The sequence below is a fragment of the Vibrio panuliri genome, assembly GCF_009938205.1.
In the GTDB taxonomy this organism is placed as follows: Bacteria; Pseudomonadota; Gammaproteobacteria; order Enterobacterales; family Vibrionaceae; genus Vibrio; species Vibrio panuliri.
This window is the reverse complement of record NZ_AP019655.1, coordinates 602,002-614,309: the sequence shown is the minus strand read 5'-3', so window position 1 is coordinate 614,309 and position 12,308 is coordinate 602,002. Positions and strand designations below refer to the sequence as shown.

Genomic DNA, 12,308 nt, shown 5'->3' with positions numbered 1-12,308 from the left:
CAATTAGCCGATTTCGACATGATCAAGTAATTCATTCACGACGCCGTGATGATCTATGCCGTCCGCCAACGCGTCATAAGATAATGAAAAGCGATGCCCTAACACAAATGGCACCATCGCGCGTACATCGTCCGGCGTAACATGGTCACGCCCTTGCAACCACGCATACGCTCGTGCGCATTTATCGAGCGCAATCGATGCTCTAGGACTGGCACCAACCTCTATCCAAGCGCTTAAACTGCTTTCTGGATATCGCTGAGGTTTACGGGTCGCCATAACCAACGCAACGATATAGTTTTCGACCAGTTCGGACACAATGATCTTAGGCAGCTGCTGGCGAGCCTCAATCACTAACTCAGGCTCTAGGTTGAACATTTTAATGGTATCGTTCGCTTTGTTTTCACCCATCTCTTCACTACGAACAAGGCGAATGATGTCTCGCTCTGCATCGTCTTCCGGATACTCAACCGTCACTTTCATAATAAAGCGGTCCATTTGCGCTTCCGGCAATGGGTACGTACCTTCCTGTTCCACTGGGTTCTGTGTCGCAAGCACCATAAATAACTCAGGAAGTTGATGGGTCTTGTCGCCAACGGTAATCGTCCCTTCCGCCATTGCTTCAAGTAACGCGGCTTGAACTTTTGCTGGCGCTCGGTTGACCTCATCAGCAAGAACGATGCTATTAAATATCGGGCCAGGTTGAAAATTCAGTTGCGGTTTGCCACCGACCTCTTGATAGACCTCAGTACCAGTCACATCCGAAGGTAATAAGTCAGGGGTAAACTGAATACGCCCAAAACTGGCGTTGAGTAAGTTGGCTAACGACTTTACCGAGCGGGTCTTCGCCGTACCTGGTAACCCTTCAAGCAGAATATGTCCATTAGTGAGCAGCCCTATCACCAGTGCTTGCACAACGTGGCTTTGTCCAATTACATTCTGCTCTGTTTGCGCAATAAGTTGATTAATGGCTTGTTGTGCAGTGTTCATATTCTGCCCTCAGTCGATTGATTTACATGGAAGTCCCTTGAGTATACTCACCCACCCAATAACTATTGGTTATATACTCTATTCTCAAGTAGTTTGGCGTAGGAGCTGGGTCAATGACTGGCTCCTTGAGGTTACTTTAGCATGTGCCTTTACTTTATTTGGCTTTTTAGCTGCTCAATCACTTGTGCTGGTGCGATACGAGCCAACTCGGCAATGCAGTCTTGAAACTCTGCATCAATGCTATTTGAGTGATAATTTCTTGCCAATACCTCACATTGGGCATAGAGGTGCTGGGGATTTCCCCCAACTTGATAGGCACGATTAAGTGCTTCATTTGCCGCCAGTAAGTTTGTTTTTTCTAGTGCTAAACCATAGACATACCAATACTGTGGGTCATTTCCAGCGGTTTTTGCTGCTTGATGTAAATAGCTCAAAGCCGCTTGAGGTTGGTTAGCGCGCAACAACGCTAACCCTAGACTATAGGGCAAAGCACTTGATCTCGGTTGTGCTTGAATGCCTTGTTTTAATATTGCCAGAGCCGCGTCTTCCTTACCTTGTATGCGATACAAATCAGCAAGGTTGGCATAGCTGTTTTCAAAGTGAGGCTCAATTTCAATTGCTTTAATGTAGAGCAGCTCCGCTTGTCCTAACTCGCCAATATCGCGTTGAACGTTGGCTAAGTTAACCAAACCAAAACCCCGATCAGAGTTATAGTGTTGGATCTCTAAGTAGTCGCTTAACGGCTCATTAAGCAGCTCTTTTTGCCCGTCATCCATCGCATGATAGTGAGCGACCAAAGCGCCAGCCGCTTCAGCACGGACAGATAATACAGGGTCGCTAAGTAGTGGCTCTAGAATCTGCCATCGATCTCCAAATGCGTACCCTGCACTGCCTGCAACTGCCCCGAGACGAATAAGCTCAGATTGATGCTTAACTGCCCTTGCGAGCGCAACGGTGGTGTTTCTACCCGAATTGCCCGCCATTCTCTCTAACGCAGAACCACGAATAATGTCACTGAGGGAAGCATCTTGCGCTAAGTAGGCCAATGCGTCCTCTGCACCACTATGCCCGATAGCTTCGGCGTAAAATGCCACAGCAAAGTGTTGTTGATTGCGATATTTTGACTGCGGGAACCATCGGGCTATTTGCTGATCGGCCCATTGTGGAGTTTCGCCCTCATGGCAAGAAGTACAAACGTTTGGCGTATTAATGTGTTGACTAATATCCGCCCGAGGTACATGCCAACTGTGATCTCGCCTTGGATCAACCTGCATATAAGTGGTTTCCGGCATATGGCACGTCGTGCATTTCGAGGCTTCACTATCGGCTGGGTGAAAGGTGTGCTTTTCCGGTGTGTATTCCGACGCTAAGTGGCACTGATTACACACCACCTGTTCTGGCATTTTCAACTTAGCACTGTGTGGATCATGACAGTTGGTACAAGTCACGCCTTTTTCCGCCATGCTCGATTGCAAAAATGAGCCGTAAACATAGTCCTCATCGTAGATTTGACCGTCATGATGATAGAGTTCTGGCGTAATCAGACTCAAACGATACCTATCAAGAAAGGAACCTTGAACATGATCGTGCGTTTCATTCAATTGCGTTCGACGGCTATGGCATTGTGCGCAAGTCTGAAGTTGGTCTGTAGACGCGATATCTTTGGGCTGCAAGGTGTGGTTATCTGGTTGATAGACCCATTCGCTCACGGCTTGCGAAAGATCCCGAGTCAAACCAAACTGAGAGTGCTTATCTAACGTAAACTCACCACTGCGTGCAAGTTCAACGTGACGGCTTGCTGGGCCATGACATGCTTCACAGCCGACATTTATCTCTGACCACTGTGTGTTGTAGGTATCCGTTGCACTATCATAGTTTTTCTTCAGGTTTGTCGAATGGCAGTCGGCGCACATAAAGTTCCAATTTTGTCCACTGTTTGTCCAGTAAAACTCATCGGTCGGAGTCGTATCTGGGTAGAGATGAAACCAGCGCTGCCCGCCTTGTAGCGCAGGTCTAGAATCCCATGCAAACGGAATCAACTGCACGCGTCCATCCTCAAACTGCACCATGTATTGTTGCAATGGCTGCCAACCAAAAGTATATAGGATTTGATAATCATTGAACTTACCGTCCGGCCCTTGGATATTGACCCAGTACTGGTCGCCACGTTTAAAAAAACGATTAATCTGCTGATTAAACTCAAACTGTACGTTAGAAAAATCACCGAGCACCGACTCCTGATCAGCGTGTTTCATCGCCATATCGTGATGCGAACCCTCCCACGCTTGCGTTTGTTGCAGGTGACAATCGCGACAAACTTGTGAGCCTACGTAACGATCAGGTTCAAGTTGTTGCCCCAGAGATACTGAGGTAAAGCCAAGCAGAAGAAGACAAAGTATTGTCTGAAGAGGCGCCATCCATTGCATAACATTCCTTGTTATTCTTGTATTGATGCGATTGAGTGACGGTCTATTAAACGTGCATTGTTACCTAAAACATCCAGTCCATGGCAATGATTTTAGGCAGCACGAGCGTCAACCCACAATGCAAAAGATAGATACTTTTTTCTGTTTATACAAATAATTAACCTAAAAGGGCTCCGCAGAGCCCTGATTTAGATTGCCCTTATTTATTGGGGCTTTCTTGCAGTTTTTCCATCACTTGTTCAAGCGAGAAACTGGCTGGTTTCTGCCGTGGTGGATACTCTTGGAATGTCTCTAAGAACTTACCGACATACGCCTGCGCTGGCACCAGCATGTAGGCGCGGTCAATCATCCAATCATAATAGGTATTGGAGGTCACATCGGCGACTTCATACGGATCCATACGCAAGTTAAAGATCTTAGGTAAGCGCAGTTCTGTAAAGGGTTCAGCCCAAATACGCAGCGTTCCTTGCGCCCTTTGCTCCATAAAAACGATCTTCCAGTTGTTGTAACGCAGAGCGGTAAGGTCACCATCATCTGAGAAGTAGAAGATTTCTTCACGAGGTGCAGCGTCGTTCTCACCAGTCAAATAAGGCAAGAAGTTGTAGCCATCTAGGTGTAACTTGTATTCCGTGTCTCCTACTTGGAAACCATCAAGTAACTTCTCTTTGACCTCTGCGTCTCCCGCTGCTGCGAGGAAGGTTGGCATCCAATCCATATGATGCATAATTTCATTGGATACAGTGCCCGCCTCAATTTTACCCGGCCAGCGAACCATTGCAGGCACACGATACGCACCTTCCCAGTTGGTATTCTTCTCACCGCGGAAAGGCGTCAAACCAGCATCAGGCCATGTATTCATATGGGGGCCGTTGTCGGTCGAATAGAACACAATCGTGTTGTCTTTAATACCAAGATCATCGACCTTCTTCAGCAACTGACCCACATGATTATCGTGCTCTACCATTGCATCTGCGTAGAAACTGACTCCCGTTTTGCCCAAGTTTTCCTCTTTGACGTGAGTGCGAAAATGCATTCGCGTCGAGTTCCACCAAACAAAGAAGGGTTTATCTGCTTTAACGGCTCTATCCATAAAGTCCAGTGCTGCATCCAAGGTTTCAGCATCGACCGTTTCCATGCGTTTACGAGTAAGCGGTCCTGTATCTTCAATCTTGCCGTCCGCATACGATTTGATCACACCGCGCGGACCAAACTTCTTGCGAAACTCAGGGTCACTCGGATAGTCAACATTTTCCGGTTCTTCCTCAGCATTCAAATGATAAAGGTTGCCAAAAAATTCGTCGAAGCCGTGATTAGTCGGTAAATGTTCGTCTTTGTCACCAAGGTGGTTTTTACCAAACTGCCCAGTCATATAACCTAGCGGTTTGAGTAGTTCAGCAATGGTGACATCTTCCTCTTTTAAGCCTAAGTCTGCACCTGGTAAGCCCACCTTACTCAATCCTGTCCGAAGAACGGTTTGACCAGTAATAAATGTTGAACGACCTGCGGTGCACGATTGCTCGCCGTAATAGTCGGTAAACATCATCCCTTCTTTGGCAATTGAATCAATGTTAGGGGTTTTGTACCCCATTAACCCAAACGTGTAGGCACTGACGTTAGATTGTCCTATGTCATCTCCCCAGATCACTAGGATATTTGGTTTTTCTGCAGCGATACTGCTACCTGCTACACCCATTAAGGCTGTTGCAAGAATCGCTAATCGGCGCTTGACGCCATAATTCGCTTTCATAGAAACCTCTTGTTGTGAGAACTTTTGCATCCTGCAGTCAAACGTTAGTCGACAAATTGCCTATTCGCGAACTGTTAGAAGCAAAATATTTAAGTTGAACCATTCACTATTGCTGAATGCTCAATCGCTTACGTTTTACACAATGTGATACGCATCACCAATCAATCCAGAGCAAAGCTAAACAAAACTGGCTAACTAACCTATTAAATCAACAAGTTAAAACCACTGTATAACCAAGGGTTATAACCACTATAAAGCGACACATTCTCTCTGCTTAGTTAACGTAATAACCAACAAATATGTCCGTTGAACCAAACTGTTAACTGAACTTTGGAGCTTTTATGGCAACACAACTCTCTAAACTTGCAGTTGGTGTTGGTGTCCTTGCGACAACCACTGCCGCTGCCGCCGCAGACAAGCCGAATATTCTCGCCATCTTTGGTGATGATGTCGGTTATTGGAACATCAGTGCTTACAACCAAGGCATGATGGGCTACGAAACCCCAAATATTGACCGCATCGCCAATGAAGGGGCGATTTTTACTGATCACTATGGTCAGCAATCATGTACCGCAGGTCGCGCGTCATTTATTACAGGTCAAGAGCCTTTCCGCACAGGTCTGTTAACCATCGGTATGCCAGGATCAACACATGGTATTCCTGACTGGGCTCCAACAGTTGCGGACCTGCTTAAAGAGCAAGGTTATGTTACCGCTCAGTTTGGCAAAAACCATTTGGGTGACCAAGACCAGCACCTGCCAACCAACCATGGTTTTGATGAGTTTTTTGGCAACCTGTATCACTTAAATGCAGAAGAAGAGCCTGAAACTTACTACTACCCGAAAGATCCAGAGTTTCGTCAGAAATATGGCCCGCGCGGTGTGATCAAGTCTTATGCCGACGGAAAAATCGAAGATACTGGCCCAATGACGCGTAAAAGAATGGAGACTGCGGATGAAGAATTCTTAGAGTCTTCACTCGCGTTTATGGAAAAAGCCGTCAAAGCTGACAAGCCATTCTTCATTTGGCACAACACCACGCGTATGCACGTTTGGACTCGTTTGCAAGAGAAGTATCAAGGTCAATCGGGCATCAGCATTTATGCTGATGGCATGCTAGAGCACGACGACCATATCGGTATTTTGCTCGATAAGCTGGATGATCTGGGCGTAGCTGACAACACCATTGTTATTTACTCAACTGATAACGGCGCTGAGACAGTCTCATGGCCAGATGGCGGTGCCACACCTTTCCACGGTGAGAAAGGCACAACATGGGAAGGCGGTATGCGCGTACCTCAGCTAGTTCGCTGGCCGGGCGTGATTGAACCGGGCACAAAAGTGAATGAAATGATGGCGCATCAAGACTGGCTGCCGACCTTAATGGCAGCGGCAGGCGTGCCTGATGTCAAAGAGAAACTCGCCCAAGGCTATCAAGCCAACGGTAAAGAGTGGCGTGTACATATTGATGGTTACAACTTCAAACCATACTTCGAAGGCAAAGAAGATAAAGGTCCACGCGAGTCACTGCTTTACTTTACCGCGAACGGCGAGTTAAACGCAGTTCGTTGGAACGATTGGAAGTTAAACTTTGCGACACTGGAAGGTAACATTACCGATGCGGTACGTTTTGCACCTAACTGGCCTCAAATCATCCACTTACGTGCTGACCCATTTGAGCGCGCTCCACATGAGTCAGGTATGTATATGCGCTGGATGGCGGATAACATGTGGTTGTTTGTACCAATCCAAGACGTGTTAGGTGATTTCTTCCAGACTCTACCTGAGTACCCAAGTCAACAAGGGCAAACCATGAACCCAGCGTCGATTAACTATCAGTCACTGGGACTACAAGGCAAAATGCAGCAATTAGACAAATTGCAGCAGCAAGTTAAACAGATGCAGTAAACCTGCTCAACTTAACGAAAACCGAGTAAGTTAATACAAAGCCACCTATAATCTAGGTGGCTTTGTCACAAAAATTATCCTTGAATCAGATTGTTACCATTAAGCACTCAGCAAATTTGAAACCATCCATAAATTTATTGATAATGATAACCCTTATCAATAAAACCATGGATGAATTATGTTTGACGCTGGAGAAAACAACCACAGTACTGGTTTAACTGACCTTGCGAGTGGCAACTACCAACGCAGTGCGTCAATTTTGCTCGTCGAAGATGATGACACCTTGAATCATCAACTTACGATACTGCTTGAAAATCAACACTACCACGTCACAAGCCTAGCCTGTGGGGCACAAGCGCTTGAAGCACTAAAAGCATCGACTTTTGATTTGATTGTATTAGACATTAATCTACCCAATGTCGACGGCTTTGGTCTGCTTAACTACATTCGCTCTTATTCCAATACTCCTACGATAATGCTAACCGCCTACGGTGCCGAAGAACATCGAATAAAAGGACTTCGCTACGGTGCCGATGATTACATTAGTAAGCCATGTAACTTCGAAGAAGTAAGCCTGCGAATCGATGCGGTACTACGACGCTCGCAACTACAACCCGCGCCACCCACTACCCGTTATTTTAACTATCAAGAGCTCACACTTGATAAGCAGTTGCACCAAGTTTTGATTAAATCTCGAGAGCAAGAGCAACTTGTTACCTTGACACCTATCCAATTCAAACTGCTTTGGGTACTGACGCAAAACAGCGGCAACGTATTGACGAAACCCTATCTCTATCAAGTGGTTCTTGAGCGAGAGTTCAGTCTTTATGACCGTTCACTGGATATGCACCTTAGCCGAGTACGCAAAGTGCTCATACAGCATGGCATGGATAATCAACGGATTAGAACCGTTCACGGTAAGGGGTACCTAATCAAATGAAAAAAGTACTGTTTTGGCGGTTATTTATCGTCTTAGCCCTCGGTGGAGTGATCTTTTTCTCCTTGCTACATAGTGCCGCAATCCTCTCTAATGAAAAAATGAGTTACCTAAAAAAAGAGCACCAGCAACAAATCCTAGACTGGGGTTCATACGCACAATTTTTATTGAACAACGGTGACACCGATGCGTTGAACTCGTGGTTAAATCAACTCGCCATTGACGAAGAAACGTGGGTAACCGTGGTTAAGTCAAACATTGATGTTGTGGCAGGCAATGAACTCAACCAGCGTTTTTGGTCTGGCTACGGCATTGGTAGAAATGTGGAGTGGAAAATTCACCTCGACTTTCCTGACAACCCCATCATGGAGGTAGCGTTAACACCCAGTCACTACCATTTCCTGATCAAACTGCCTGCGAGAATGCGCCCTGGTACTTATATGTCCCATGCTTTTTGGACTTTTCGTGTGGTGATCCCATTTATCGCGCTTCTCACACTGACCATTTTTATCTATCGCTACGTAATGACACCGATGCGTGTTTTTTCACGCGCTGCAAAGGAGTTTAGTCAAGGTAACTATCAGGCTCGGATTGGCGACCACTTAACCTTGGGCAATGATGAACTGAGCCAAGTGGCTAAAACGTTTGATAATATGGCAGAGAGAACGGCAAGTGTTATTGAACACAACCGTAACCTGATTGCGGAAATGTCTCATGAAATCAGAACTCCGCTCGCTCGCGTCGAAATGGCGATCGATTGTGCCTCGAGTAATCTCGACCCTCAATCTATGCTGGATAGAATCCGTATTGAGGTGCGTAATATGCGTCAAATGGCGGAAGACACGCTAACTCTAGCTTGGTTGGAGAACGAACGCCCAAATTTGCGTCAGGAGTCATTTGACCTCAGTGAGCTACTTGAAGCCATTATAGAAGACGCTAAATTTGAGTTTGCCGATCGTGATATCGTCACTGACATCCCGCATAGCCTCCCCCTCACCCACTCTAATCAACGTGCCCTATCACAAGCACTAGAGAACATTATACGCAACGGATTAAGGTACACACCCAGTGGAGAAACGCTCCTCCTCCAAGTTGCCGCGCAGCACGATAATTGGATTCTGACCGTTTCTGACTCCGGCCCGGGACTTGAACCAAGTTTAACTAAAGCGATATTTCGCCCTTTTTTCAAAGCAGACAACCAAAGCCACTCAAGAAAAGGATTCGGTGTAGGGCTTGCACTAGCCAAAAGACACATTGAAGCGGTCAACGGTTCAGTAACGGCAAGGAACCATCAGCGCAAAGGTTTAGAAATGATTATTTGTCTCCCTCGATAGAGGTAATCAACGTTAATTCAGAAGTTTATCTCTACATTCGTGTCAGCCAAACATGAAATGTAACAGTTGTAAAAAACGTTTACTCAAACTTGGTAGTCTCAGAGAATTCTTTCGATAATAATTCTCATTACCAAAGGAGTTGCGGTAAATGGACACCGTATTTAAGTTAAGCCCAGTCGCACTAGCAGTGATCGCCTTCTCTGCATCTGCTCAAGAAATTGAAACCGTTGAAATAACAGGCCACCAGCTACAGGGGGTCGATGCGGTTGTTACCGCTGATGATCTCGCCAAACGTCAGGCCATTGATCTTGACGATGTATTTCGCAATAACCCTGAAGTTAGCGTTGGTGGTTCAGCCGGTGTTTCGCAAAAGATTTATGTGCGAGGTCTAGAAGATACCATGCTAAATGTCTCGATTGATGGTGCCACGCAGACCAGTAATTTGTTCCATCATCAGGGGCGTTTATCTATTGAACCCGAACTGATCAAGCAAGTTGACGTGAGCGCTGGCGCAGGTCGAGCGACAAACGGTCCCGGCGCGCTAGGAGGCGCAATTCAGTTTAAAACCAAAGACGCTCATGACCTATTGCAAGCCAATGAGAAGTTTGGCGCGCAAGTTAAAGGTGGTTACTACACCAATAACAGTGGCAAAAAATATTCGGCCAGCGCCTACGGAGAATTAACGCAAGGTTTAGGGATCTTAGCGACCTACGGCTACATCGACAATGACAATATCGAAGATGCTGAAGGCGTAGAACAACCTTATACCGCCGCTAAGCAACGAGTTGGTTTAATCAAACTATCCGGTGACATAAGCCCCGCTCACTATGTATCTCTTGCTTATGACTACCGAGAGGACAACGAAACTCGCCTGATTAAGCCGCACTTTCAGCCGTTTTCGAAGAACACACCGTTAAAACAAGAAACCGACCGAAACACAATTACCGCCAACTACGTATTTTCTCATAGCGACTACATTAAGCTTGATGTCTCTGCCTATAACACGCGCAACAGAATTGCTCACTTAGACAACCCAAGGTGGGGAACAAGTGATGGCAATATCGATACGTTTGGCGGCAAGATTTTTAACACCGCTCTAATGGACAATCATACTTTGATCGTTGGCACCGAGTACCGCAATGACGAGTCATCATTTGACACGGATTGGGATGGAAAAAGCCACAGCGAAGAAGGGACCGTCTATGGTCTGTTTATTCAAGATGATTGGCAAGTCACCGAGTCGGTTCTACTATCCGCGGGAGCTCGTTATGATTGGTACGAACTCAACGACAACCTAAATCAAGACTTCGAGTCATCAGGATTTAGTCCAAACGTATCCGTACACTATGAGGTCGCACCCGGCGTTACCTTGTTTACTGGCTATGCTGAAGCTTTCCGAGGACAAGTTGCAAAAGAGCTATTCATTATCGATTACGCCGAAAACGTCGCGGACCGAGGACCAGAACGAGCGAAAAACTTTGAATTTGGGGTGAAAGTAGAACAAGACCGCTTTGATGCAGGTATCACCGTATTTGATACCAAAATTAAAAATGTGGTTGGTAAGAACGAAAATCGTCAGTTTGATAACATCGGCGATCTTACCACTCAAGGCGTCACTGCGCACGTGGGTCAATCATTCGGCAGCTTGTCTACGCGTCTTAGCTACAACAAATCTACTCCGGAACTCAACGGTGAACCACTAAGTGATGGGGATATGACGCTTGGGACCTCAATTGGCGACACATGGGTGCTCAACATCGATTACGCAGCCTCACAAGCGCTTGAATTTGGCTGGACATCAACTTTCGTAGAGCGACTGGACGACGTTGCCGAAGGATACCAACAAAAAGCAGGCTATGGCGTTCATGACCTGTATGCGCAGTGGTTACCCATCAGCAACGAAGCCCTAGTACTAACACTATCGGTGAAAAATGTCTTAAACAAACAGTATGTGGCTCACGGCACTTACCACGGAGAAGTTGGGGACGATATCCTTGGTTATGCCGCGGCTGGTCGCGACTTCCGCTTCAACGTGAGCTACGCATTCTAATTGGGAGCCACAATGAGATTGAATCTAAAAATGTGGCTAGCGACCGTCAGTTTGGCGGTCTCTTTTATCGCCAATAGCCAAACCATTACTGTTAAACACCCGCTTGGCGCTACAACGTTAGAAACTCAGCCAGAGCGCGTTGTTGTTTTAGGAATGGACACGCTGGATGTGCTCGACTATCTGAACATCAAGCCTGTCGGGGTCGTTAAGTCACCAATACCGAATTACTTAACCCAATATCAAGATCCACAATACACCGACGTTGGCACATTACATGAGCCTAACTTTGAGGCGATCTTTTCCTTAAAACCCGATTTGATTGTGGTGAGCAATCGCAGCTCACCGTCGTATCAAGAGCTGCGCAAAATTGCCCCCACGGTGGTTTTTATGCCTGACTCACAACGCTTTTGGCAAACCACCGCTGAAGGATGGAGGATGTTTGGCCAAATTTTCGAGGCTCAAACGAAAGTCGAGCAAATTATTGCTCAAACTAACCAGCAAATTGACACGGTGAAAACCAAAGCGCTAGCTAAGCAGGCAACCGCGCTGATGGTCATGACCAATGGCGGTAATGTCACCACTTTTGGCGCAGGGTCACGTTACCACGCGATATTCTCAGAATTCGGGTTTAAGCAACTGGTCTATAACGACAAAAACCTCGCCCATGGTGAATTGATCAGTTATGAGTTTATTGCTCAAGCTAACCCAGAATATTTGCTCGTCATGGACAGAGATAAAGCCATTGGGCGTGACTCAGGTGATGCGATGCGGGGGTTCAATAATGCGTTAATTGAACAAACTCGCGCAGCAATTAACCATCGGATTACCGTGCTCAATCCCCAAGCGTGGTACATTTCAGCTGGCGGAATGACTGCCACACAAATTATGGTAAGCGATATGAACCGCGCCCTCGATTAGCC

8 protein-coding genes are annotated in these 12,308 nt (G+C 46.4%); 5 read left to right on the top strand and 3 right to left on the bottom strand.

The window, feature by feature from the left end:
- Positions 1-3 precede the first annotated feature (3 nt).
- From GZK95_RS17525 to GZK95_RS17515, 3 genes are all read right to left on the bottom strand, one after another.
- Positions 4-987 carry an AAA family ATPase gene (locus tag GZK95_RS17525; RefSeq protein WP_075714764.1) on the bottom strand — a complete coding sequence of 328 codons (984 nt, stop codon included), beginning with the start codon at positions 985-987 and terminating at the stop codon, positions 4-6.
- Positions 988-1,136: 149 nt separating this feature from the next.
- Complete coding sequence (locus GZK95_RS17520) at positions 1,137-3,413, bottom strand: multiheme c-type cytochrome (protein ID WP_075714766.1); 2,277 nt, start codon at positions 3,411-3,413, stop codon at positions 1,137-1,139.
- A 199-nt stretch (positions 3,414-3,612) separates the two neighbouring features.
- Complete coding sequence (locus GZK95_RS17515) at positions 3,613-5,160, bottom strand: arylsulfatase (protein WP_075706586.1); 1,548 nt, start codon at positions 5,158-5,160, stop codon at positions 3,613-3,615.
- Positions 5,161-5,501: 341 nt separating this feature from the next.
- Between GZK95_RS17515 and GZK95_RS17510 the strand changes: the two genes are divergently transcribed.
- From GZK95_RS17510 to GZK95_RS17490, 5 genes are all read left to right on the top strand, one after another.
- Positions 5,502-7,067: an arylsulfatase gene (locus tag GZK95_RS17510; RefSeq protein WP_075714768.1), complete on the top strand. Its 1,566-nt coding sequence runs from the start codon at positions 5,502-5,504 to the stop codon at positions 7,065-7,067.
- A 178-nt stretch (positions 7,068-7,245) separates the two neighbouring features.
- Positions 7,246-8,007 carry a response regulator transcription factor gene (locus GZK95_RS17505; protein ID WP_075714770.1) on the top strand — a complete coding sequence of 254 codons (762 nt, stop codon included), beginning with the start codon at positions 7,246-7,248 and terminating at the stop codon, positions 8,005-8,007.
- Positions 8,004-9,338 (top strand): sensor histidine kinase, encoded by a 1,335-nt coding sequence (locus tag GZK95_RS17500; protein ID WP_075714772.1) that lies wholly within the window; start codon positions 8,004-8,006, stop codon positions 9,336-9,338. Before GZK95_RS17505 ends, GZK95_RS17500 begins: the two co-directional genes overlap by 4 nt.
- 148 nt (positions 9,339-9,486) lie before the next feature.
- On the top strand, positions 9,487-11,388 hold the full coding sequence (locus GZK95_RS17495) for a TonB-dependent receptor domain-containing protein (protein WP_075714774.1): 1,902 nt from the start codon (positions 9,487-9,489) through the stop codon (positions 11,386-11,388).
- A gap of 12 nt (positions 11,389-11,400) precedes the next feature.
- Positions 11,401-12,306, top strand: coding sequence for a siderophore ABC transporter substrate-binding protein (locus GZK95_RS17490; RefSeq protein ID WP_075714776.1), 906 nt, complete (start codon positions 11,401-11,403; stop codon positions 12,304-12,306).
- Positions 12,307-12,308 lie beyond the last annotated feature (2 nt).

Coding starts and splice junctions, on each gene's coding strand:
- GZK95_RS17525 (WP_075714764.1), bottom strand. CDS start 987: ATGAACACTGCACAACAAGCCATTAATCAACTTATTGCGCAAACAGAG.
- GZK95_RS17520 (WP_075714766.1), bottom strand. CDS start 3,413: ATGCAATGGATGGCGCCTCTTCAGACAATACTTTGTCTTCTTCTGCTT.
- GZK95_RS17515 (WP_075706586.1), bottom strand. CDS start 5,160: ATGAAAGCGAATTATGGCGTCAAGCGCCGATTAGCGATTCTTGCAACA.
- GZK95_RS17510 (WP_075714768.1), top strand. CDS start 5,502: ATGGCAACACAACTCTCTAAACTTGCAGTTGGTGTTGGTGTCCTTGCG.
- GZK95_RS17505 (WP_075714770.1), top strand. CDS start 7,246: ATGTTTGACGCTGGAGAAAACAACCACAGTACTGGTTTAACTGACCTT.
- GZK95_RS17500 (WP_075714772.1), top strand. CDS start 8,004: ATGAAAAAAGTACTGTTTTGGCGGTTATTTATCGTCTTAGCCCTCGGT.
- GZK95_RS17495 (WP_075714774.1), top strand. CDS start 9,487: ATGGACACCGTATTTAAGTTAAGCCCAGTCGCACTAGCAGTGATCGCC.
- GZK95_RS17490 (WP_075714776.1), top strand. CDS start 11,401: ATGAGATTGAATCTAAAAATGTGGCTAGCGACCGTCAGTTTGGCGGTC.